The sequence below is a fragment of the Rhodococcus sp. NPDC056960 genome (assembly GCF_042674125.1).
Taxonomy (GTDB): domain Bacteria; phylum Actinomycetota; class Actinomycetes; order Mycobacteriales; family Mycobacteriaceae; genus Rhodococcus_F.
In genome coordinates this window covers 188,060-214,131 of the sequence record NZ_JBHURF010000012.1, presented here as the reverse complement: position 1 = coordinate 214,131, position 26,072 = coordinate 188,060, and the positions used below count along the sequence as shown (strand labels likewise).

Annotated in this window: 9 protein-coding genes; 6 read left to right on the top strand and 3 right to left on the bottom strand. The window is 67.6% G+C overall.

Translation table 11 applies throughout. The features are described 5' to 3' along the window. Positions 1-362 precede the first annotated feature (362 nt). Positions 363-2,543, bottom strand: coding sequence for an acyltransferase family protein (locus ACFTWF_RS20750; RefSeq protein WP_378463055.1), 2,181 nt, complete (start codon positions 2,541-2,543; stop codon positions 363-365). 680 nt (positions 2,544-3,223) lie between these two features. Here ACFTWF_RS20750 and ACFTWF_RS20745 point away from each other — a divergent pair. Continuing rightward, positions 3,224-4,543 (top strand): DUF222 domain-containing protein, encoded by a 1,320-nt coding sequence (locus tag ACFTWF_RS20745; RefSeq protein ID WP_378463054.1) that lies wholly within the window; start codon positions 3,224-3,226, stop codon positions 4,541-4,543. Between the two features lie 600 nt (positions 4,544-5,143). On the opposite strand, the gene ACFTWF_RS20740 is transcribed toward ACFTWF_RS20745, so the two are convergent. Then, complete coding sequence (locus ACFTWF_RS20740; protein ID WP_378463053.1) at positions 5,144-7,990, bottom strand: LuxR C-terminal-related transcriptional regulator; 2,847 nt, start codon at positions 7,988-7,990, stop codon at positions 5,144-5,146. A gap of 289 nt (positions 7,991-8,279) precedes the next feature. Here ACFTWF_RS20740 and ACFTWF_RS20735 point away from each other — a divergent pair, with 289 nt between their 5' ends. The 4 genes from ACFTWF_RS20735 (at position 8,280) to ACFTWF_RS20720 (ending at position 11,175) form a co-directional block, all read left to right on the top strand. Next, the gene (locus ACFTWF_RS20735) at positions 8,280-8,720 is read left to right on the top strand and encodes a hypothetical protein (protein ID WP_378463052.1); all 441 of its coding nucleotides are present in this window, start codon (positions 8,280-8,282) and stop codon (positions 8,718-8,720) included. A 164-nt stretch (positions 8,721-8,884) separates the two neighbouring features. Beyond that, positions 8,885-9,565: a hypothetical protein gene (locus tag ACFTWF_RS20730; RefSeq protein ID WP_378463051.1), complete on the top strand. Its 681-nt coding sequence runs from the start codon at positions 8,885-8,887 to the stop codon at positions 9,563-9,565. A 126-nt stretch (positions 9,566-9,691) separates the two neighbouring features. Continuing rightward, entirely contained in the window at positions 9,692-10,945 is a 1,254-nt protein-coding gene (locus tag ACFTWF_RS20725) for a S8 family serine peptidase (protein ID WP_378463050.1), read from the top strand. Beyond that, positions 10,942-11,175 (top strand): hypothetical protein, encoded by a 234-nt coding sequence (locus tag ACFTWF_RS20720; protein ID WP_378463049.1) that lies wholly within the window; start codon positions 10,942-10,944, stop codon positions 11,173-11,175. The genes ACFTWF_RS20725 and ACFTWF_RS20720 overlap by 4 nt, the downstream gene beginning before the upstream one ends. 19 nt (positions 11,176-11,194) lie before the next feature. Here the strand turns inward: ACFTWF_RS20720 and ACFTWF_RS20715 are convergent, their stop codons facing one another. Then, positions 11,195-13,084 (bottom strand): DUF4012 domain-containing protein, encoded by a 1,890-nt coding sequence (locus ACFTWF_RS20715; protein ID WP_378463048.1) that lies wholly within the window; start codon positions 13,082-13,084, stop codon positions 11,195-11,197. A gap of 196 nt (positions 13,085-13,280) precedes the next feature. On the opposite strand from ACFTWF_RS20715, the gene ACFTWF_RS20710 reads away from it, so the two are divergent. Beyond that, positions 13,281-25,985 (top strand): amino acid adenylation domain-containing protein, encoded by a 12,705-nt coding sequence (locus tag ACFTWF_RS20710; RefSeq protein WP_378463047.1) that lies wholly within the window; start codon positions 13,281-13,283, stop codon positions 25,983-25,985. Positions 25,986-26,072 lie beyond the last annotated feature (87 nt).

Here is a 26,072-nt window from a genome sequence, read left to right as displayed (position 1 = left end):
GGTTGGAGCCCACAACGGCGGCCCAAGCAAAAGCGCACCGGGCGACGCTGACACGAGCAAGCGGAGAATGAAACTTCCCACGGCAAAGGATCCGTCATCCTTCGCCGTGGGAAGTATACGCCCTCTGCTGTGTACGGCTACGACGGCATGCACCAGTCGCGGGTCGGACCATGTCATACGCACGCATGCCTGCTGTGCGCTGCTGAGTGGCTGGTTAGCCCACGCACTGTCGAAAGGCGGCATTGGCGACGCTGAAGTGTGCATCAAACTAACTTTATCGGCTTCGATGTTGGAGCGGATTCGCAAGTTTCATACTGCCGCGTCGACCATGATGGGTTCGCGCAGTAGCCTGGCGGTCCGATCTAGCGATAAAGAACGCCTGGCATCTGCAAACTTTCCGCGACCGCTCCTGCGATTTTTTCAGCATATTGTGGGGTCATGTGCACCGAATCCATCTTTACGGGGATCACGCCGACAAAACTGGGGCAATAATCGTCAGCCGTGCAAAACCAGGATCGAGAGTCAATGAAAGAGCCCCGTAGCTCCTTTGCGAGGCTCTTCTCTATATCCGCGCGTGAATACCACAAGTCTTTGACTCGGCTTATGCAATCCGCTGGCGTGCTTATTTTGCTGAAGCACGAACCGATTGTAACGTCGGCGGGAGGTGGGGATAAAAAGGAGACCATTCCCACGTTATTGGAAAACTGGGTAGTCAAGCGGGTCATGCCAGCAGCCCATTCATCTGATGAGACTGACTCATACCCGTAAGCGTTCGCGATGATGACGACGTCAGGACGCTCCTGGTTCACGTTTTGAATAGCCTCCTTCTTTCGCCTGGGGCATATGTCGGCCGTTCCTTCAAAGGCTTCGCGTACTGTGATGTCCACGAACGGGCAGCCAGACATTGCTTCGGTACGCACTTTCCATTGACCGCCACTGTTCTCCGCGAAAGCCTTCAGGGGTTGGACGTACTGACCAGCCACTGAATCTCCAAGCAACATGATCGTGCGCGGGGCGTTCGGTGCCCCCCACGTGCAGGCAGATGCTTTGGGGCGATCGGCTTCCCAGCACGCCGAGATTTCTCGGGGGGCCTTCAACCCGTTGATGGCGTCATCCATCGAAGGCGTCAGTTCCGGCCAAGACGTGGCCTGCGCGGCTGCCGCTATGTCTTTCGCCAGTGCTTCCTGGGCCGGACCGACCGTGGGCTTCGCACCCACTATTTTCGCCTCGGCGGCGTCTTGCTTCGGAGAAACAGTAGCCGTAGGAGGTACTGCGACAGGTTTCATGGGAACGATGGCGAATGCCACGAGGCCCGCCGTGACGAGAGCGAGTGACGCAATGCCGATGGTTTGGTTCGACTCGCTCATCTTCATTGTTCGCAGTCGCCACCGCGATAAGTCGAGAATGCCTCGGTCCTTCTTCTCGTCAGTTGTCTCTAGCCATTTTGATGCCCGAATTGGATTCTCGAAGAAATGATAGGCGCCAATCGAACAGCCGAACATGAGGAACAGCGCTGAAGCGAAATAGTAGATGTTTCGATCCATAAGTGTTCCGAGAATGATAATGATTGGCCAGTGCCACAGGTACAGCGAATACGAGATGTCTCCGATGTATGTGCTGACTCGGTTGGTGAGCACTTGAAGATATTTCTGCTTGCCTTCCACCCCGGAAACGATGATCAGCGCTGCACCGAGTACGGGTACTGCTGCCCAGGGAGCCGGAAAGCCTCCGCCTGTTTCGGTGATGGCGAATGCGCCCACTGCAACCGTGACAAGTCCTGCCCATGCAATGAAGGGGCGAAGTTGGTTCGGAATGCGTTCGAAGTAACTGATTGTGATTGCCAGAAGCGCGCCAACGCCGAGTTCCCACACACGGGTGAGGGTGGAGAAGTAAGCCCAGCTCGGATTGCTGACGGTATCGAGCATCGAGTAGGCAAACGATATCGCGACGATGACACCCATGACACTTGTGGACACGGCGATCCGCACTTTCCTGGACCACGAATGGCGGACGGCGATGAGCCCGATGGCCAGGATGACGGCCGGCCAGACGAAGTAGAACTGTTCCTCGACGGAGAGCGACCAGTAATGCCGCAGCGGGGAGGCCGGTCCGGAAGCGTCGAAGTAATCTGTGCCTTCGATACCGAACCGCCAGTTCGAGGCGAATAGGAATGCCCAGAGGGCGTCCAGCGTGGTCGACTTGAACCGGTTCGCAGCGAAGATGAAGTATGCAGCGATGCACGTGGCGACCAGGACAAGGCTAGCTGCTGGGACGATTCGTCGAATGCGGCGGCGGTAGAAACTGGAGAAGGAGATCCTTCCCGTCCTCTCGAAGGTGTGTACAAGTGATCCAGTTATCAGAAAGCCGGAGATCACGAAGAATACGTCTACACCAACAAATCCGCCCCGCGGCCACTGGAAGAGGTGTGACAAAACCACGAGCGTGACCGCGACCATGCGAAGGCCCTGGATGTCGAGCCGCTGCGCGGCCTTTGGTCTCGCCGGCTTGCCACGCGACGAAGAGGCCTGGGTAATGGTTGCCATCGGAGTGCTTCCCCTCGGATTCATGTCCCCCAGCTAACGACACTGGGATGGAAGGAATATAGACGGAAAGGTAGCTACTCGCCGGTCACTTTCATCCCCGCTACACAGCGCGATGGCATTCTCTGGGGACGGAAAGGCGAACTTCATCCGATACGTGCATCCGGCTGCTGCAGGGTGCAACAGCGGGACTGCCATAGGGTAGATGCGGCGCGCTGCCTCTGCAGCGCCCGGATCGATGTGCTCACGCTCCCGTGGACGGGACCGGATGCCGGCAGATTCAGTGGTGATTGCGTTGTTCACGCCCGTAATCGCAGTTCCGGTAGCGGTTGCCAGGGGTAAGTTCCGTGTGACGACTACGTTTGCGCCCAATATCGATGCGCCCCTCTTGAGCGCGTAGTCCGAAGTATCACTTGGCACGATCAAGCGCCGAATACTCCGTAACTACCCCGATCCTGGTCGGAAGTGGCTCTCCATGCGCGATTCGCGACACAAGCCGATCTGGGGACGCGGATGGATGACGATCTCGGCCTCATGATGCGAGAGCGTGCGTCGCTCACTGCCTTTCCAGCTGCGGACGACGCCAGTAGTTGTCATGCCGTCATTGTCGCGCGGTGCGCGTTCGGGCGGCCAGCTTTACGCCCGTTATTGACTCGAATGGATGTTCGAACTAGGGTTGGAACATGGGGATCGGGGAGGATATCCAGGGGGCGTTGTCGGACGAAATTCTGGCGACCGCGATCGGTGACGCGTGGCGGCTGGCCGAGGTCGAGCTGCTCGATTCGGTCGTGCGTATTTCGGACGAGATTCAGAAACTCGAGGCCCTGCGCGTCAAACTCGTCGGTGCGGTCGACCACCGCTGCGCGGTCGATGCGCTGGGATTTCCGAACGTCAAGATGTGGCTCGCCTCCAAGGCGCTGCTCGAGGTGGGAGCCGCGGGGCGAATCGTGATGCTGGGCAGAGGGTTGCGACACCAGCCGGAGATCGCCGAAAAATTCTATGCCACCACCATCTCCGCCGAGCATGCCGCGCTCGTCATGAAATTCTGTGAAAGGCCGCCCAAGGGTATGCCGCGCGAGGCGCTCGACGACTGCCGAAATGCGCTGCTGCTCGCCACATCCGGTCCCACCGCCAACACCGACGCGGTGCGCGCCGTCATCACGAGACTGGAACGCATCTTCGAATCCGACGACCCGCCGCCCAGCGAAGACACCGAACTCAACGAATTCCACGCCTGCAAAACGCTCAACGGACGCATGGCCGTCAAAGGTGACCTCGACGCCGTCGCCGGCGAAATGCTGCTCTCCGCACTCTCCGGGCTGTCCGCGCCGCGACCGGCACAGGATGGAACCAAGGACGACCGCACTCCCGGGCAGCGACGGGCCGACGGATTCGTCGAACTGCTGCGCCGCTACCTCGATTCCGGCATCGCCGGCGAGGAAGGCGGAGAACGGCCACACGTCTCCCTGCACGTCAACATTCGAGACCTTGCCGAACACACGGCCGACAGTGCGCGAGGGGAGGAGGGTGCGGGCGCGGCGACTGACGGTGGACTGTTCGCCGTCGATCGAGTGGCGTGGACGGAGTGGATGGGACCGCTGAGCATCAGAACAACCCGCCTCCTGAGTTGTGATTCGATCTACACGCCGATCGTGCTCGACGACGACGGGGCGCCACTCGACCTCGGCGCCTCCACCCGGACGGTGACCAAGCGGCAGCGAAAGGCGTTGGTCGCGAGAGACCGCGGATGTGCCTTCCCCGGATGTGGTGCGCCGCCGTCCTGGTGCGAAGGCCATCACATCATCCACTGGTCCGAAGGGGGCCCGTCCAACATGGACAATCTGGTACTCCTCTGTGGATTTCACCACCGACTCCTGCATCACAGTGACTGGGAAATCGAGATGGGCGCCGACCGGCACCCCACGTTCATTCCGCCGCAACAAGTCGACTGGGAACGTAAACCCATCCCCGCACACAACCGGGCTGGGCCGCCAGCCTCCTGACCGCACGACAACAGAACACCCAGCCGACTCGGCGACAGGACGACTCCTGCCGCCGCATCGGCATGCCGTCGTCGCCTGACACCCGACATCACCACACCGCAGTCCCATCGACTCCGCCAAACCGCTGCGGTCCGCCACAACCGAGGTCATCCACACACGGTAGACATGATCTCCACCGTCCACCCCACGCCGAGAGGCTCCCGCGCGGCGGCACATTCGATCGCATGCCGCCGTAGACCAGCACGCGTAAGGGCAACCGCCGCGGCGTAGCCGTCGCCAGCATCGGGCAGGGCACCGATCCTCTCGAACTCGTCGGCACCGATGCCACGTCGCACGACTTGCCCTACCGCTCTGCGGCGGAATGCGTGGCTGCAATCACGGCAAGAACGGCCGTCGCAGATGTCGGTCAACTCGGTGAGACGACTTGCCGTAGTCGTGTCACCAAACCGGGGCATCGTGATGAGGTCGGTGCCGGTGGAAAACAGCTCCAGCGTCGCCCGATGGGAAACCACCTCTGCCACACGAGCGGGTTCGTCACGGCATTCCTCCGGGGCGACGCTGAGTTCTCGCTACTCGGGATGGCCGCAACCCTCAGCGGCTCTACTCCACCTTCCGAACCTTCAGCGCGCGGTAGCGGTAGCCGTCCTGCATTCTCCCGACCATCGTCTCTGGTTCGAATGTCACGTGCTGTCCTGGCGTCAGCGAACGACAGCCCGAACCATCGACGTTGCTGAAGTGCGTCCACGCGCCACCGGGAGTGGCATCGGAATCGATCACGCCGCAGCCCTCGTCGTCGCTCCAGGTGCGGACGACTCCGGTGGTTCGGTCGGCGTGAATCGACGTCCCCATCGCCCGCGCAAGACCGTTTCGATCGGCGACATCGAGCTTCATGCACGCACGGTAGATATGCCCCTCCACCGTCCGGACCGACACCACCAGCCGATCGGCGATCTGCCGGTTCGTCAACCCGGCCGCCACCATCGACCCCACCTCCCGCTCACGACTCGTCAGGGGGAGTGGATTAGCCGCCTCCACGAGCGCCGGAGACGACATGTGATCGCAGCGGGCCGCCAGGGCCTCCGCCGCGGCAGCACACTCGATCGAATGCCGCTTGTCTCCGGCGTGTGTGAAGGCAATTGCGGCGCGGGCGTAGCCGTCGGCAGCATCGGGCAGGGCGCCGATCCGCTCGAATTCGGCGGCCGCCGACGCCACAGCGCACCCGTCGTTCGCCGCGACGGCCGCGGACTGCCGGGAGGCCATCTGCACGAGGTCGCCGTCGCAGACATCCGTCAACTCGGCAAGCCGCGACGCCGTCGAGGTGTCACCGAACCGGGTGGCGAGGTGCAGCGCCACTGCCTCGACCCCGAACTGACCAGCGGTACAGGCGGAATCGGCGGCCGATCGCGCCAGGCCGACCGCTCGGGACGTCTCCCCGCGCGCGGCCGCCAGCCAGGCCTTCGACAATTCGAGTTGGGGGCCGAACACGGCAACGTGCCGGCCGTTCCGGGCTCGCGCCTGAGTGATGATGTTTTCCGCCTCGTGAACGCGGCCGAGTACCGCATACGCCTGGCCGAGGGCGATGTAGGCGGGGAAACTCCACGAGATCGCGTCGGCCGTGTCGCCCACGTCGAGGGCGGCAATCGCCTGCTCCAGTCGATGCGCGGCGTCGGTGAATCGGCCGCGCGCCAGTTCCACCGTCCCGACCAGGATGTTCGCCAGCCCCCACGCCACGTACCGGCCGCTCGACGCCAGCGAGAGGTACTTTTCGGCACGCTGCTCCGCCGCATCGAAACGTCCCGTCAGGGTCAACGCGAGGATCTCCCCGTGTGCGGCGGGGAAGCGCAGCAGTCCGTCGATCTGGTCGGCCACCGCAGCGCTGCGCGCCGCCAGCTCCGGCACGCTGCCTCCGCGCCCCATCAGCGCGAGGGACAGCCCGCCGCCGAAGAACGCCCACTCCACCGCCCACGGCAGCACCCGGTCGGCGGCCAGAATCGCGGTGGCCGCCGCTGCCGCCTCCTCGGGCCGGTTCTCGAACACCGCACACACCGAGCCGATCCCCTCGATGATCGGCACGAGACTGCGATGCGTCACCCTCTCGCGCAGCACGGCGAGTACCTCGTCGGCCTTCTCCGACTCGCCACTCGCCCAGAACAGGTTGGCGATCCGCGACGTACCCCACCGCACCAGCTGCACCTGGTCCAGGCTGTCGGGCGCAAAGGAGAGCAACAGCGATTCGGCTTCCGTCGCGTGTCCCTGCCACAGCAGTGCCCTGGCGAGGAGGTCGGCCGCCTCGAAACCGCCGGTCTCGTCGAGCGCGGCGCGGGCGAGTCGTTCCCCGAGCGGCACATTCGCCAACCCGATCGCATCCTCCGCCGCGGTCACCAGCAGTTTGGGGTCGACGGACCGGTCACTGTCGAGGGCCAACTCGGCCAGGCGAATCCGATTGGCGGATCCGACCACCGCCCGGCTGCTCAGGGCCTCCACGAGCTGTCCCCGGAGCCTGCGGCCCGCCGCGCGCCCGACCCGTCGCCGGATCACCTCGCCGAACAGTGGATGCGTGTAGCGGACGTCGAGCCGGTGTCCGTCCTCGACGATTCGGACGAGGCCGCGGCGCTCCGCCTCCTCGACGGCGTCCTCGCCCGCCAGCTGACCGAGGATGTCGAGATCGAGCGGCTCGCAGAACGTGAGGAGCTGCAACGCCTGCAACACGTCGTGGGGAATCTGATCGATCCGGTGCTCCAGCAGTGACGCGAGTTCGGACGTGATGGCGGCCCGGCCCCGCAACTGCCACACACCACCAGATCGGCGCAGCGTCCCCGCCTCGAGGGCGCCCTCGACGAGGTGTCGGACGAACAATGCGTTTCCGCCCGACGCCTCCCAGATCATGTCGGCACTCAGCCCCTCGAGGGGGCCGTCCAGCACGGACTCGATCAACTCGATGCTCTGGTCCCGGCTGAACGGCGCCAGTTCGAGCCGCAAGAGGTGCCCGTCCTTCCACAACGACGTGATCGCGTCGGGCACGGTCTCACCGTTGCGCACGGTGGCGACGATGTGCACCGCCCTGTCGAGGGCGAGCTGATGCAGGAACGTCGCCGAGAGCTGGTCGAGGAGGTGCGCGTCGTCCACGCCGATCACCACGTCGCGACTGTGACCGTCGTCGAGGAGCGCCTGCCGCGCCGCGGACAGGAAGGCAACCGGATCCCGGGAGGTGGACGCACCGACCAGATGGGCGAACACGCCCAGCGGAATGCTCCGCGCCGATTCGGTGCCCGCCACCCACTTCACCTCACGCGGCAACGACTCGGTGGCGAACCGCGCGAGTGTGGTCTTGCCGACGCCGGGATCGCCCGTGAGGACCACACCGCATCCCCCGGACCGAGCCGTGAGCGACGCGGTGATCGCGTCGAACTCGACTTGCCGCTGAATCAGAGGCCACGTCGGACCCATACCGATGAGTCTAGTTTTCTCGCGGCACAGGTGACAGCACTGCGGCGGGTATCGGGCCAGAGTTGTTTAGCGCACCAGAGCAACACGGCCTCGAAGTTGCTTTAGGCCGCAAAACTCCGGAGCTGTCGACGGATTGAGCAGCGGGAGCGGGGACGAGTTCGGTTTTGCGATCGACTGGCCGCGGGCCTCGCGCGATCGGGTAGGACGCTACTCGCGAGATTAACCGACATCCCGGCCACGCTGAATGGGTATCGCGGAAAGCTATTGCGTCGAACTACAGGAGAACGTCATGACCGCGCGGCCGGAGCCCTTCTTCAGTTGGACAGCGCGACGGGTGGAACTCGACAGGCTCCGCGAATCCGAATCCGCCGTTCTTGTGTTGGACGAACTCGTCCCGCTGGAAACCGGCACCGCGCGTCTGATCGCCACCCGTGACGCCGACACCGACGTCGATTACCTCGCGTTGATCGTCGGCGACGTCGCGGACGGTCACGACATCGCGGTCCGCGGCGTCGACGAGGAAGCCCTCCTCATCGAGGGCGGCCGATCCGGCTCCGCGCCGGAGATCCTGATCGGGGTGACGGCCACGCCGGCCGTCTGCGGGTGCCCTAGCGAACGACACCTCGACAGCGAGTTCTGTCTCCAGGGTCCCGTCCGGGCGATGATCGCCTCGGTCGGCGTGAAGTCCGTCGTCGTCGACTGGTATCACGTCACCTCCGCGGTTGCGTGAACCGAACTACTCTGCCCGCCGCATCGGTCCGGGAGAAATTCGGGTAGCGCAGCACTCGCGGAATCCGGGATCACGTGATCGACCGTTGAGGACGTCCAACGAGCGCCACTCCGGAGGCTCCGACACTCACCTCCCGGTCGCCGTCCCTCTCGAAAGGAACAGCCATGTCTGTACTCAACGTCCCCCACGATGCCACCGACCAGTATGTGGACCTGGGGGAACTGTCCGAGAACGGCGCACCCGCCGCCGCCCGTCCTGTCACGGGACCGATCGTCATGGGGGCCGACTTCACCGCACCCGCCACAATGCCGGATCCGGAACGCGTCGCGAGCAAGGCGGAAAGCGAAGGCGCCGAACTGGACAGCATCGACTGGGACACGCTGGCCGCTCAGGATGATTCCCTGTCGCCGACCGCGGAGATTCAGGGCTTCACCCAAATCGGCGGATCCGGACGCATCGTGTTCGGCGGCGGGGTTCCCGTCGGCGGATGGACGCAGATGGTGGTGTTCCCCGACGGCAGCTACAACTACAGTGGGCACCTGCATGTTTCGGGCGCAACCAGCTACACCGTGTCGGTGGCGTGGGTCCTCACCACCGGCCTGGGTCATCCCTCGTTCGTGATGCCGGCGAAGGGCCGAGTGCACGGCACATTTGAGCCGGGGTCCCGCGACTTCGACTGGAATCGAAGCGGAACCAATCCGGCGCTGCGTAACGCCTGGCCCATCTTCAACGCTCAGGGATACCGGTGGCGGTGGTCGGCGGCAGCGAACCTCGACATCACGCCGCTCGTGGACAGCATCAGCAAAGCCCTCGGCGTAGTCGGGGCGGTGGTCGCCCTTCTCTGAACCACGCATCACCGAACCACGCATCGCTGATCGACCTCACTCCAACCGCACCGTGTCCGGTGCCCCGAACCGGACACGGTGCGCAGCACTCCACCCCAACCACTCACCCCGATCAAGGACGGCATCGTGATATCACACGGAAATTCCTACGGCGACAACGACGGCGACAACACACTCGCGGCCCCCTCCGAGCCCGAAGTCACCGGCAGCCACGTCGTCGTGTTCACCGAAGGCGGCAACCGAACGGACGCCGCACAGACACTCCGCGACGTCGCGGGGCTGTCCGACGTGGCACGCAGCACCGAATTCGAATCCAGCGCGATGGACCTGGCGGAGACGCAGGCAGCCGACGCCGTCGTGTTCGACGAGCTGGGGATTGCGGTGGTCACCGCGGATCCCGAACAACTCGCAGCACTGCAGGACGCCGCCGCCACCGACGGCCGGGTGCTCTCCATCGAGCCCGAGCTGATGCACTACGCACTTTCGGTCGGCACCGATCCACGTGTGGAGGCCGAAGCCGCCGGCTTCAGCGACACCGCGGAATTCACGTGGGGACTGCAGGCCACCAAGGTCACCGCGTCGGCGTGCGGGGGCTCCGGCGTGAAGGTCGCCGTTCTCGACACCGGATTCGACATGGCACATCCCGACTTCGACGGGCGCAGCATCACGGCCCAGTCGTTCGTGCCCGGTGCCGCGGCGCAGGACGGACACGGGCACGGCACGCACTGCGTCGGAACGTCGTGCGGCCCCAAGGCTCCGAGCGGCACCCGCCGATACGGCATTGCCCATCAGGCGGACATCTTCGTCGGCAAGGTGCTGTCCGACCAGGGGCGCGGAGCCGACCGGAGCATCCTCGCCGGAATCGAATGGGCGATCGTGAACGGCTGCCAAGTCATCTCGATGTCCCTCGGCGCGAACGTCGAGGCAGTGTCCGTCGCCTACGAAACCGTGGGCAGCCGGGCGCTGGCGTCGGGGTCGTTGATCGTCGCGGCCGCGGGCAACAACGCGAACCGGCCGGCGGGGCAGCTGGGATTCGTCGGTCCACCGGCGAACAGTCCGTCGATCATGGCCGTCGCAGCGGTCGACGGGGCGCTGGGCCTGGCCAACTTCTCGGCCCGCAGCAACCCCGTGATCGGCGGTCAGATCGACGTGGCGGGGCCCGGAGTGGGGGTGTTCTCCACCGTTCCCGTTCCGACGCGGTATGGGTCGAAGAGCGGGACGAGCATGGCCACCCCGCACGTCGCCGGCATCGCCGCCCTGTGGTGTGAGGCAACCGGACGCAAGGGAACCGAACTGTGGTCCGTTCTCACCCAGCAGGCCCGGAGACTCCTGCTGCCGTCCCTCGACGTCGGATCGGGATTGATCCAGGCACCGGCATGATCCGGATCACCGTCACCGTCGACGCCGACCACCTCGACACCATCGAAGCGGTCGGCGCGGCGCTGCGGCAACGGGGAATGCGCGTCGACCAGGTGCACCGCACGATCGGAATCATCTCCGGAGCGGTGGGGGAGGACGACCGTGCCCTGCTCGCGTCCGTTCCCGGCGTGCAGTCCGTCGAAACGGAGAACACCATTCGGATACCGCCGCCCGACGCAAATCCCCAATAGCGGCGGTACCCGTGCGGGATCAGCTACCGCAATTCGGCACGTCGACCGTGACATTCGGCGAGTCCACCAACGGCTGCACCGGAACCCGGGCCTCACCCGGCGCGGTGGGCTCGGTGAGCTGATACGTGACCTCGGCGGTCTTCCCCCGCTGAACCATGGCCCGCACGCTGAACACGGGATGGCCCAATTCGCTGCCGGTGAAGACGAACTGCTGTGCGCCGTTGACCGTCACCTTGTCGAGAGTTGCTCCGCGGGTGGCGAGCAGCGACAGGTCGATGGCGTTCGTGCCTTTCGGAACGTTGCCGACCGTCTCGAACAGACCTGCCACGTAATCGGGAAACTCGCCGGCGGGGGTGTTGTTGGTCAGGCGCACCGTGACCGTCGAGGTCCGGGTGTCGCCGACGCAACTGTCGGCCACGTACGAGATCTCCCGCGTCAGGTAGTAGTCGAGCTTGTTTCCGCCCTGGTTGTTCACCACGACACCCGCGTACGGCGCCGCGTCATCCGGAACGACGTTGCCGACCTTCGTCGTCGAAAGCACCTGCTGGAGTGCCGGGTCCGCGCTCCACACCGCGATGCGGCCCTCACCGGCGGCCTTGCCCAATGCATCGAGCAGGGCCTGCGGCGACGACAGCTTGCCGGTCATCTTGTCGACCACGCGCGCGGCGACGGTCTGCAAGTACTGCTTACGGGCATTGTTGTCGTCGGCGAATCGCACATACGCGGTCGACTCGGTGAGTTCGACGACGTTGTCCTTGGAGATCACTTCGCCGTCCGGCATGGTGACCGGTCCGATGGCGCCGAGCACATAACTGAGGGCGACGGGATCGGTCGCCACGACGCCATCGACCTGCTCACCGGATTGTTGCGCCCAGAGTGACCGCCAGATCTGCGCGGCGTAAGGAAAATGTGAGCTCAGGTTGCTGTTCCGGGAGTCCGTGGTGGGCCGACTTTCGCCGTAACGCGCCGCGTAATCGGGACCGAGATCGAGCGGCTTCTTGTCCATCGACAGCTCCGAGTTCGAAGCGAGCGCATCGACCTTGGCTCCGCCGTCGTTGGCGCGGACGATGCCGAATCCGCCCAGCAGGCCACCGGTTCCACGCGCCTCGGCGTTCGTCTGGAATCCGAGGAAGTAGTTCCGTGGACCGTCTCCGCCGAGCATCGCCGGCACCACCTTCGCGGCGATCGCGGTGTTACCCAGCAGCTTCGACAGCTCGGCGGTCTGATCCTGCAGCGCGGTACGCGCCTCGTTCACCACACCCAGATATGCGGCCTCGTCGACGTGCTGCGCCTGATCCGACAGCGCCTGCGCGGCAACGGATGTCTGATCCAGGACCGGGACGGCGTCACGCAGCGACTGCACGTTGACCCGGCCACCACTCTCGATCAGCTGATCCGGTGCGAGGGTGCTTCCGGCATCCACGGCCGGAGTCAACACGTCGTGCGTCAGCCCCCGCACGACCTCGGAGATCTGCTGAGAAGTTGCCAACGGGCTGCCGAGGACGGGAACAGCGGCGGAGATGCTCCACGGAATCGAGTGCGTGTTGTCGTACGCCAGCGACGCGTACTTGTCGGCGTCGGCCGCCGACCGTTGGGCGTCTGTGGTGTCGCCGTCGAGCAGGGCGTCCTTCGCGAGTTGCGCGTGCGTGCGCGCCTGCTCGAGATTCGCGTGCGCCTCGCGGGCGGTGTAACCGAGCCACGCGCCGAACGCGACGACGATCACGACGGCCACTGAGCCGCCGACAATCAGGCGGCGCCGGAGTCGATGGGCCCGCACCTGCGGTTGGTGTGTCCGGCGTTTACGGACACGTCGAACCGGGCCGTCCGCCGCGTGGGTCGGGTCGTCCGAACCGCGATTGTCCGGGTCTGACGTGCCGAAACCCGACGGGCCCGTGACGTTGTCGTCCATTGCTGCTCGGCTCCTGTCTGAGGGGTGTGCAGAGATTATCGTGACGTTGCGCTCACACTGCCCCTCGTGTGGAGCGGTGATGATTTGCCCAGTATTGTCTAGGCCAGGTAACGAACCGCGAGGCGCCCACGATGTAGGGCCCGTCGAGGCACGGCCTCACATTTTTCGGGGTAGGGCTGAGTAGCGGGACAACTGGGTGTTCGGGCCCTGTGAGAACGGGGTGGCGGAAGTGAGATCATTTCCGCTTTCGCGTGCGCAACAAGCGCTGTGGTTCGCTCAGCAACTCGACCCGGACGTGCCCTTCAATATCGCGCAATTCGTCGAGGTTCGCGGAAGGATCGATCACGACCTCCTCGTGGCGGCCACCGATCGCGGTTGCCGCGAGTTGGAGTCGGCTTTCGTTCGGCTGGTCGATGTGGCCGGTGAGCCCCATCAGGTGGTCGACCAGAGCATCGAGGATGCGCTCGTCTACCGGGATATGCGGGATCTTGCGGATCCGGTCGCCGAGGCGCACCGCTGGATGACGGACGAATACAGTCGGCCCCTCGACGTGATGACCGACCGGTTGATCTCCGCCACCCTGCTGCACCTCGGCAAAGACCACTATTTCTGGTTCTCCCGCACGCACCACCTGGTGATGGACGCGTACGGCGCCATGGTGCTGATGAATCGAGTCGCGGAGCTCTACACCCATCTCGTCAGCGGTACCGAGGCGCCGCAGTCGAAGGCGATGAGCCTGCGCTCGATGTACGACGCGGAGAGCGAGTACCGAACCACCGACCGATACCTCCGCGACCGTGAGTACTGGGCGGAGCGCACCTCCGAACTGCCCGAACCGGTCAGGTTGACGAGTCGGCATGCGCGACCGACGTCCCCGCCACGGGTAGCCAGTCGCGTCATGGACGCTGCCGTCGCGAGCCGGATCGAGGAACTGGCCCGCGCCTGGAACTCGTCCGAAGTCCCCGTCATCGTCGCCGCCTTCGCCGCGTATCTGGGACGTATGGCCGGTGCCACGGACGTGGTACTCAGCCTTCCTGTTTCGGCTCGAACCACGGCGTCCGCGCGCCGTTCGGCAGGAATGATGGCGAACATCGTGCCCCTCCGGGTTCATCTCGATCCCGGTGGAAGCGTGGAAGAGCTGGTCCGCAAGGTCCAACTCGAACTGACCGGTGCGTTGCGTCGTCAGCGATTCCGTCACGAGGACATGTGGGAAGGCCGCGCACAACCGTCGCGCGGCGGGTTCGGCCCGACCGTCAACGTGATGAACTTCCACCGCGAGATCGTGCTCGGTGACCTCGTGGGCGAATTCAACGTGCTGACGACCGGGATCGCCGACGACCTGTCGCTCAACCTGTACCCGTCGGTGGACGGTCGCACCGTGCGCGTCGACTTCGAAGCGAACCCCGGCCGCTACGACGACGCGGAACTGGACCGGCTGTTGTCGCGGTTCGTCGACTTTCTCGGCTCCTTTGCCGCGGTCGAGAGCGACGCCTCGGTCGGCGCAATCGACGTGCTCACCGCTGAGGAACTGGCCGACGCCCTGACGAGCGATCCCGGCCGCGAGCCCGACGCGTCGTGGCTGCACGAATTATTTCTGCGGCAGGCCGCGGAACGCCCGGACGCGGTGGCGGTCACGTTCGAAGACCGGTCGTTGACGTATGCGGAACTGGAGGCACGCTCTGCCGCGGTCTCTTCGTCGCTCAGCGAGTCGGGGGTCGTTGCCGGCGACATCGTGGCGGTCGCGCTGCCGCAGTCGCCGGATCTGATCGCCGCGATCATCGGGGTGGTGCGCGCCGGGGCCGTCTACCTGCCCGTCGACCCGCAGTATCCGGCGGAGCGCGTCCAGTTCCTGCTGGACGACGCGAAGCCGTTGGCGGTGATCGCGGATGCGTGGCCCGTGAGTACTTCTTACCCACGGGCGGTTAATAAGTACTCACGGGCACGAAGTGCATATGTGATCTACACGTCCGGGTCGACCGGCCGGCCGAAGGGTGTGCTCGTCTCGCACGACAATGTGCTGTCGCTGCTGGCGAATACGCGGGACGAATTCGGGTTCGGGCCCGACGACGTGTGGACGATGTTCCACTCACCCTCGTTCGACTTCTCCGTGTGGGAAATGTGGGGCGCCCTCACCACCGGTGGACGGCTGGTGCTCGTCGACCACTTCCTGGCCCGGTCACCGCAGGAGTTCCAGGCGTTGCTGGTCCGCGAGGGCGTGACCGTCCTCAACCAGACGCCGTCGGCGTTCGGTCAGCTGGCAGAGGTCGACGATGACGCGGACCTGGCGGTGCGGCTGCTGGTCTTCGGCGGCGAAGCCCTCGATCCGACCCCGTTGTGGCCGTGGCTCGCCCGGCATCCCGGGGTGCGTGCGGTCAACATGTACGGCATCACCGAAACGACCGTGCACGTCACCGCCACCGAACTCGACCCCTCGGCCCACGACGCGTCCGGGACCATCGGCCGTGCGCTCCCGGGTGTGCGGACCTACGTGCTCGACGCCGCGCTGCGCCCGGTTCCGCCGGGCGGTGTGGGGGAGCTGTATGTCGCCGGGCCTCAGGTCTCCTCCGGATACCTGCACCGTCCCGGGCTGACAGCAGAACGATTCGTCGCGAACCCCTTCGTCGACGGCGCGGTGATGTACAGATCCGGTGATCTGGTCCGCTACCGCGGCGGCGGCACCCTGGGCTATGTGGGGCGCGCAGACGCTCAGGTCGAGTTGCGCGGCTACCGCATCGAACCCGGTGAGATCGAGGCCGCACTGCTCCGGCATTCCGGCGTCGAACGCGCGGTGGTCGTCCTCCGCGACACGGCCGCCGGACGGCAACTCGTCGGGTACGTGGTGGCCGACGTCGATCAGCCGACCCTGGCCCAGCACCTGCGGACGGTGCTGCCCGACCACATGGTGCCCGGCGCGCTGGTGCACGTGCCCGCAATTCCGTTGACCGTCAACGGCAAGGTGGATCGCGATGCCCTTCCCGATCCGGGGGTCCGGCATGCGGACGCGCAGGGCACCCACACGCCCATCGAGGATGTGGTGGCGGATGTGTTCGCCGAGGTGCTCGGCGGGGCCGAGGTGGGGACTCGGCACAACTTCTTCGACCTGGGCGGCAATTCGCTGCTCGCCACGCGGGTGTCCGCGCGGGTGAGTGCGGTGTTCGACATCGACGTCACGGTGAAGGACCTGTTCGAGGCCCCGACCGTCGCAGAGTTGGCCGCGCGGATCGAGGAGCGGTCCGGTGATGGGCGTCGGCGTCCTCCGCTGCGGCCCGTGTCGCGCGACGGTCGCATCCCGCTCTCGCCGGCGCAGCAGCGGATGTGGTTCGTCAACCAATTCGACACCGGGGCATCGGGATACAACCTTCCGCTCGTCGTCCGACTCGACGGCGGACTGGATGTGTCCGCCCTGACGTCGGCGGCACACGACGTGATCGAGCGGCACCACACGCTGCGCACCGTGTACCCGTCCGATGCCGACGGTGTGCACCAGGTCGTGCTCGACGCCGGCGACGTTCCGCTCGATCTGACTCCCATCGCGCTGCCCGAGGACGCCGTCGACGCGCACCTGCGCGCGTTCGTCGACAGCGGATTCGACGTGTCCGTCGAGGCGCCCATCCGGTCGCGGCTGTATCGCGTCGGTCCCGAAGCGCACGTGCTCGCCCTCGTGGTGCATCACATCGCCGCCGACGCGTGGTCGCTGACCCCGCTGATCCGCGACACGATGACGGCGTACCAGGCGCGCCTCGGCGGCGGCAGCCCCGACTGGGCCCCGCTTCCCGTGCAGTACAGCGATTACAGCGTGTGGCAGCGGGCCGTCCTCGACGACGCATCCGCCCACGCCCTGCAGCGTTACTGGCTCGACACCCTGGCCGACCTGCCCGAACAGGTCACCCTGCCCGTCGACCACCCGCGCCCCGCCGCCGCGTCCGGTCGGGCAGGCACGGTCGGCGTCGAAGTCGGCGAGCACGTGCACGACGCGCTGAACACGCTGGCGCGCAACGGTCGGGCCACCACGTTCATGGTGCTGCACGCCGCGCTGGCCGCCGTCCTCTCGCGGTACAGCGGCAGCCGGGACGTCCCCATCGGCACCGCCGTCGCCGGCCGCACCGATCCGCAACTCGACGACCTGGTGGGGATGTTCGCCGGCACCCTCGTGCTGCGCACCGCGGTAGACCCGTCGGCCACCTTCGCGGAACTGCTCGCCCACGTCCACGAGCGGGACATCGCCGCCTACACGCACGCCGACATGCCGTTCGAGACCCTGGTCGAACTGCTGAACCCGGCGCGGTCGACGTCCCACCACCCGCTGTTCCAGGTCGCGCTGTCGATGCAGCGGAGCAGACCGGGCCCTGTGACGTTGCCCGGGCTGACGGTGACGCCCGTCGGCGACGTCGTGGACCGGGCGAACTTCGATCTGCAACTGACCGTCACCGAATCCGGCCCCGGCGGACGCCTGCATCTCGACTTCGGTTACGACGCAGACCTGTACGAGCACTCGTCGGTCGAGCAGTTCGCGGCGCGTCTGGTGCGGTTCCTCGAGGCCGTCGCCGCAGACCCGCAGATCCCGGTGGGCGACGTCGACCTGTTCGACGCCGCGGAGCGTGCCGCACTGGTGCCCGCTGCCGGCCCCCGCGCCCCCGAGCCGTCGACCCTGCGCTCGATCCTCACCCGGGGTGCCGCCGTCGCACCGGACGCCGTCGCGGCCTCGGGTGGGGGCGTCGAACTCACCTACCGCGAATTGGACGCCCGTTCCGACGCCGTCGCACGCGAACTCGGCGAGGCCGGGGCGGGTCCGGGAACGCTGATTCCGTGGGCGGAGCCCCGGTCGGTGGACTCGGTGGTGCGACTGTGGGCCATCGCGAAGACCGGCGCGGCCCCGGTGCTGTTCGACCCCGCCCGCACCCCGTTCCCCCCACGTGAGTGGGAAAGCGTGCCGGGCCACACCGTGCCACTCACGTGCGAGGTGGCGTACGTCGTCTACACGTCGGGAACGACGGGCACCCCCAAGGGTGCCGCGATCACGCACGCCGGCCTGGCCGCCCTGGACGCCGACCTGCGCGCCCGGTACGCGGCCGGTCCCGGGTCGCGGATGCTGCACCGCGGCGCAGCCGGATTCGACATGACGCTGCTCGAGGTCCTGGTGGCGGGGGCGTCGGGAGCCACGCTGGTGATCGCGTCGGACGCCGAATACGCCGGTCCCGCGCTCGCCGACCTGATGGAACGCGACCGCATCACCCACGCGTGCATGACGCCGACGATCCTCGCGACCCTCGGCGAACGGGAACTCCCGGACCTGCAGGTGCTGATGGTCGGCGGTGAGCGGCTCGGCAGCGAGTTGGTGCACCGCTGGGCGCCGGGGCGTCGCCTGTACAACGCTTACGGACCGGCCGAGACCACCATGTACGCCATCAGCACCGGACCGCTCGCGGTGGGGCAGCCGGCATCCATCGGCGTTCCCGTGCACGGGGTGTCCGCGGTAGTACTCGATGACCGGCTCCGCCCGGTACCCCCCGGCGTGCCCGGCGAGCTGTATCTGGCGGGCGGCGCACTGGCCCGCGGGTACCAGGATCAGCCGGGCCTGACGGCGGAGCGGTTCGTCGCCGCGGACGGCGGCGCGCGCCGCTACCGCACCGGCGACCTGGTGCGCTGGCGCAAAACGGCGGCCGCCTACGAACTCGAGTATTTGGGCCGCAACGACTCCCAGATCAAGATGCGCGGTGTGCGCATCGAACCGGCGGAGATCGACACCGTCATCGCGCGACTCGCCGACGTCGTGTTCGCGGCCACCGTCGTGCGCACCACCGGCGCCGGCACCGACCTGCTGGTGTCCTACGTGCTGCCCCGGGGACCCGTCGACACCCACGAACTGCGACGTCGCCTCGCGGAACTGTTGCCGGCGTACCTGGTGCCGACCGCCGTGGTGGTGCTCGACGCCGTGCCGCCCACCGTGAACGGCAAACTCGACCTGCGGTCGCTGCCGATGCCGGAACTCGCGGTCGCCGAGCACGACCCGCCGCACACCGACACCGAGCGCGCCGTGGCCCGGGTGTTCGCGGACGTCCTCGGAACCGAGAACGTCGGCCGTGGCACGCACTTCTTCGACGCGGGCGGCAACTCGCTGCTGGCCACGCAACTGACGGCCCGGCTCACCGATTCCGTGGGGCACGTGGTGCCGCTGCGGACCCTGTTCGCGCATCCCACCGTCGCCGAACTGGCCGAAGCCCTCGACGACGCGGTCCCCGAGACCGACCTGCGTCCCGCACTCGTCGCGCGCCCCCGGCCGGACCGCATTCCGTTGTCGCGCAGCCAGTACCGCATGTGGGTGCTGAACCGAACGGATCCCGGGTCGCCGGCGTACAACCTGCCCGCCACGGTGCGCATGGACGGGGCGCTCGACGTCGCCGCGCTGACCGCGGCCTTCGCGGACGTGACCCGGCGGCACGAGACGCTGCGGACGCGGTACCCCGTGGACGGGCACCCCTACCAGGAGATCCTGGACCCGGAACCGCTCGACCTGGATCCGATCGACGTGCGCGACCCCGCCGAATTCCTGCAGCGGTTCGCGTCCCGTGGATTCGACCTGACGCGTGACCGGCCCATCCGGGTCGCGCTGCTGCGGCTCGATCCCCGAAGCCACGTGCTGGCCGTGAACATCCACCACATCGCCGCCGACGGATGGTCGCTGACCCCGCTCGTCGCCGACGTGCTGACCGCCTACGCGGCGCACTGCTCCGGCACCGCCCCGCACGGTGATCCGCTGCCCCTGCAATACGCCGATTACGCCCTGTGGGAGCGCGAACTGCTGGACGGTGACTACGGGCAGCGGCGGGTGGAGCACTGGCGTCGAGCGCTGGACGGCGTCGACGGCACGGCGCCCCTTCCGCCGGACCGCCCGACGAGCACGTCGACCCGCGCCGGCGTCGTCGAATTCGGGGTGTCGTCGGGCGTGCAGCAGGCCGTCCACCGCCTGGCGGCGCGGCACCACGCCACACCGTTCATGGTTCTGCACGCGGCGCTGTCCGTGGTGCTGTCGCGGCACGGTGCCCGGTCGGACGTCGTCGTCGCCACCGCCGTCGCCGGTCGAGGTGACCGGGCGCTGGATTCGGTGGTGGGCATGTTCGTGAACACCCTCGCGCTGCGGGCGCAGGTGCTGCCGGACATGCCGTTCACCGGGCTCCTCGCGCAGGTCCGGGATTTCGACGTCGCCGCATTCGAGCACGCCGATGTGCCGTTCGAGGTGGTCGCCGGACTGCTCGAGGGGAGGACCCCGCAGGTGGCCCTGGCCCTGCAGAACCTGCGGATCCCCACCGTCGAGGCGGCGGGCCTGACGGTGACGGCTGAGGAATTCGACACCGGAACAACGAAATTCGACCTCCACCTGACGCTCACCGAGACGTTCGACGACGGCGCGCCCGCAGGGATGACCGGTGCCGCGGTGTACTCGCATCTCTTCGATCACGCGACCGTGCACACGGTGATGGACAACCTCGGACGGCTGCTCGAGGCGATCTGCGCCGACCCCGGCATCGCGGTCGGGGACGTCGCACTACCCGGCGGAGAATCACTGGTCGGCGCGCGACCTGCCGTCGAACGCACCCTGGCCGAGATCCTGACGGCCACCGCCGCCGGATACCCCAACCACGATGCACTCACCGACGGCGACATCACGCTGACCTACCGCGAACTGGACGAGCGTTCCGACGCGCGGGCCCGGGAGCTTCGGGCGCGGGGTGTCGCACCGGGCGAGGTGGTTCCGGTCGACCTGCCGCGGTCGCCGGACTTCGTCGTCGAACTGTGGGCTATCGCGAAGACCGGTGCGGCGTTCAGCCCCGTGAGCGGTTTCGGTAGCCAGGGCTACCAGAAGTGCGCACGGGACGTGGCGTACGTGATCCACACCTCCGGTTCCACGGGCACACCCAAGGCCGTCGCCGTCACCCACCGTGGATTGGGACCCCTCACCACGGAGGTGGTGCGGCGGTACCGGGTGGGCCCCGGCGACCGGGTGCTGCACGGCTACAACCCGGCCTTCGACGCCGCGCTGCTGGAGATGCTGCTGGCGTTCGGCTCGGGGGCCTGCCTGGTGGTCGCGCCCGTCGACGTGTTCGCCGGCGCCGAACTGCACCGGCTGCTCGTCGATCAGCGTGTCACGCACTACCTCTCCACACCGTCCGTCCTCGCCACGCTCGACCCGCGCGGCCTCGAATCGGTCCGCGTCGTCGGTGTCGGAGGCGAGGCACTGACTTCCGAGTCGGCCGCGACCTGGAGTACCGGACGGCTCCTGCTCAACGCCTACGGTCCGACCGAGTCGACGGTGGTCGCGACGCTGGCCGAGATCGACCCGGGGTCCGCGGACGGTGCGGTGACGATCGGCGCCCCGATCCCCGGCACCACCGCGCTGGTGCTCGACCCCCGGCTGCGGGCCGTCCCCGTCGGCGGTGTCGGTGAGCTCTACCTCGCCGGGCCCGGACTCGCCCAGGGATACCTGGGCGCAGCCGGCCGGACGGCGGAGCGCTTCGTCGCGGCCCCCGACGGCACCCGCATGTACCGCACGGGCGACGTGGTGCACCGCCGCGCCGACGGCGCACTCTCCTTCCTCGGCCGAGTCGACCGCCAGATCAAGCTGCGCGGCATGCGCGTCGAACCGGCGCAGGTGGAGGCGGCCCTGCTGCAACTCGACGGTGTCGAGCAGGCCGCCGTGTCGGTGCAGCGCCACGACCTCGTCGCGTTCGTCGCCGGAGCGGACGTCGACTCCCGCGCCGTGCGCGAGCAGCTCGCCGGCTCTCTGCCCTCGTACCTGGTGCCGTCCCGGATCGTCGCGATCGACGCATTGCCGCTCACCGCCAACGGCAAACTCGACGTCGCCGCGCTGGAGGCGTGGGACGACGACGCGATCGCGGTGCCTCCCCGCACCCCCGTCGAGGAGATGGTGGCCGGCGTCTTCGCGGACGTGCTCGGCACCGCCCGGATCGGCGCCGGGCACCACTTCTTCGAGGCCGGCGGCGATTCCCTCTCGGCGACCGCGGTGACGGCTCGCCTGTCCGCGACGTTCGGCGTCGACGTCCCCGTCCGGGTGCTGTTCGAGAACCCGACCCCCGCGTCACTCGCCCGCTGGCTGAACCACCCCGCGCCGGGAGTCGCCCGGCCGGTGCTCGTGCCGCGCCCGAGCGGCACGCGGGTGCCGCTGTCGCCTCAGCAGCAACGGATGTGGCTGCTGAGCCGGGTCGACCCCCACTCCGCGCTGCACAACATGGTTTTCGTCACCCGAATCGGCAGCGACGTCGACGTCGACGCTCTCGAACTGGCGATGCGGGATGTGCTGCAACGGCATTCGGTGCTGCGCACCGTCTTCCCGGTCGACGCCGACGGTCCGCATCAGCGGGTCGTGCCCGTCGACACCGTGTCCGCCGATCTGGCGGCCGGTGCAGCGGACTTCTCCGTCGACACGTGGAGCGCCCGGCCCTTCGACCTCACCAGCGAACCTCCCGTGCGGGTGACGCTGTGGCGCACCGGTACCGGCGACTACACCCTCGGGGTCGTGGTGCACCACATCGCCTTGGACGGCGGGTCGATGGCGCCGCTCCTCGCCGACCTCGACACCGCCTACCGGTGCCGCGCGAACGGGTCGGCCCCGCACTGGGCGCCGCTGTCCGTGGACTACGCCGACTATGCGATCTGGATGCGCGATCTGCTCGGGGAGGCCTCCGACCCCGCCAGTCTCGTCCGAGCCCAACTCGACCATTGGGCGCACGTGCTCGCCGGAGTGGGCGCCCCGCTCCCGCTGCCGACCGATCGTCCCCGACCGGAACTGCCCAGCCGCACCGGGGCGAGTGTGGAGTGGACCCCTGGGGAAGACGTGCGCGAGCGCGTCGGCGCGCTGGCACGCAGCCGGGGAACGACCGTGTTCATGGTCCTCCACGCGGCCCTCGCGGTCCTCTTGGCGCGCGTGAGCGGACACCCCGACGTGGTGGTGGGCACGGCCGTGGGAGGTCGCCCCGACCCGGCGCTCGACGCCGTGGTGGGCATGTTCGTCGGCACCGTGGCACTCCGGACCCCGGTGTCGCCGGCGCAGTCCTTCGAGGACTTCCTCGCCGACGTCCGCACCGTCGACCTCGACGCGCTCGCCCACGCCGACGTCCCGTTCGACGACGTCGTCGCGCATCTCGCCCCGCCCCGGTCAGCGGCGTACAACCCGCTGTTCCAGGTGATGCTGACGTACCAGCACGCCGTCGAATTCCCGCAACTGTTCCTCGGCACCGACGAGTACCGACCCGACACGCAGGCAACGGAGTTCGACCTCGCCTGGGACGTGACCGACGCACCCGACGGCCTGACGGTGCGGCTCGACTACGCCACCGACCTGTTCGACCAGGCGACGGCACAGACGCTCCTGCGCCGGTTCGCGGTCGTCCTCGACGCCGCCCTCACCAACCCCGCGGCGGCTGTCGGCGACCTCGAGATCCTGGACGACGCCGAACGCGCCCGACTCGTGCAGGGACCGCGGACCGCGAGCACGCCGCGGACGCTGCGCGACATCCTGGAAACCCGGGCTCGCGCAACCCCGTCCGCCGTCGCGGTGATCGACGGCGACATCGAGTGGAGCTACCGCGAACTCCACGCACTGTCGAACCGCTGGGCCCGCGCGCTCGCGTCCCGCGGCGTCGGCCCCGAGGACGTCGTCGCGGTGGCGGCACCCCGCGGGCTGAACTGGTTGCTCGCGGTGTGGGCGGTGGCCAAGGCCGGTGCCGCGTGGATGTCGCTGGACCCCACCCACCCCACGGAGCGGCTCGACTGGATGCTGACGGACTCGGGTGCGGTGCTCGGACTCACCGCCGGTGATGTCGCCGATCTGCCCCGATCAGTCGACTGGATGAACCTGGACGAGACGCCGACGGGTGACGCGAACCCGATCGCGCCCGACGTGGACAACGCGGCCTACATGATCTACACGTCGGGGTCCACCGGCCGGCCCAAGGGCGTCGTCGTGACCCACCGCGGTCTCGCGACACTCCTCGCCACGCCCGCCTACGCTCCGGCCGCGGAAAGCGGCGACGCTGCCCGGGTGCTGCAGTTGACGTCCCCGACCTTCGACGTGTCGGTATTCGAGATGCTGTGGGCCGTGTCGTCGGGTGGCGCCCTGGTGGTGGCCCCCGCCTTCAGTTACGCCGGGGACGAGCTGACCCGGTTCCTGGTGTCGCAGAGGATCACCCAATTCACGCTCACGCCGACCGTGCTGGCGTCGCTCGACCCGCAGCACCTCGCTCCGTCGACCGTCGTCGTCGGGGGAGAGGCACTGCCCGCGGATCTCGCCGAACGCTGGTCGCGCCGGCACCGGCTGTTCAACGCGTACGGTCCCACCGAGTTCACCGTCGACGCCGCCGTCGCGGGCCCGCTCGAACCCCGCCGCACGATCACCGTCGGCAACGCCCTGGACGGCAACGCCGCCTTCGTCCTCGATGCGCGCCTGCATCCGGTGCCCGACGGCGTCACCGGGGAACTGTATCTGGCCGGAAGTGGCATCGCTCGTGGGTACGCGGGCCGAACCGACCTCACCGCAGGACAATTCGTCGCACACCCCTACGGAAAGCCGGGGGAGCGGCTGTACCGCACCGGCGACCTCGTGCGGCGTGACCCGAACGGCGAACTGGAATACCTGGGCCGCAGCGACTCCCAGGTGAAGATCCGCGGAATCCGGGTGGAACCCGCCGAGGTCGACGCCGTGCTGCTCCGCCATCCCGGCGTCGAGTTCGCCGTGACGACGGCGATGCCGACCCCGACGGGCACCGTGCTCGTTTCCTACGTCGGTGGCGCCTCGAATCCGGTGCCCGCGTCCGTCCGCGACTTCGCCGCCGGCCGGCTGCCGCGGCACCTCGTCCCCGCCTCGGTCACGGTCGTGGACGCACTGCCACTCCTGCCGTCCGGCAAACTCGACCGCGCCGCGCTGCCGGCGCCGACGATCGAGATCACCGAAACCGCGCAGCCCGCAGGAGAACTCGAACAGGAAATCGCCGCGGTCTTCGGGGAAATCCTGGGCCGCGACGAGGTACCCGCCGACGAAGCGTTCTTCACCCTCGGCGGAACCTCGATGGGAGCGGCGTCGGCGGCGACCGCACTGCGCCGCCGGCTGGAACGCGACGTGCCCATCGAGTGGATCTTCACCGACCCGACGGTGCAGCGACTGGCCGCGCGGATCGAGAACGGCGCAGAGTCCGCGAACTTCTTCGACACCCTGGTCGAACTCCGCCCCGCCGGGACGGGATCGCCCCTGTTCTGCGTGCACCCGCTCAGCGGATTGGCCTGGTGCTTCAGCGGTCTCGCGGACCATATTGGCGACCGTCCGCTGTACGGACTGCAGGCGACCGGCGCGCCGGACCTGCCCGAGACGCTGTCGCAGCTGGCCGCACGGTATGTCGACGCGATCCGGGTCGTTCAGCCGGACGGTCCGTACCACCTGCTGGGGTGGTCGCTCGGCGGCACCATCGCCCACGAGATGGCCGTCCAGCTCCGGGAAGCCGGCCACCAGGTGGCGCCGCCCGCCCTCCTCGACACGCTCCTGCCGCAGCATCAGCCGCCCGAACCCGAAACCCTCGGTGAGGACGAGTTGATCGCGCAGTTCGGCGAATACGTGAGCGTCGACCGGTTGCGCGAGATCCGGGCGGTGATCGAGCGACTCGAGATGATCGCGTCGACACACAGCCCGCGCGTACTCGACGGCGACCTAGACCTTTTCGTCGCCGCCCAGGACCTGACCCGGCACCCGGATGTGGTCGACGCCTGGCGTAGTCACGCCGACGGCGTCGTCACCGGGCACCACATCGACACCACGCACTCCGAGATGGCAGACCCGGGCCCGCTCGCCGAGATCGGCCGTCTGCTTCGGAGATCGGGGGACCACGGCGAACCGTGACGCACGTGACGCCGGCAGTGGACCTCATCACTAGGATGTAGCGATTCCGTCGGGTCAAGACGATGTGAATGACAGCTCGATCGCGCC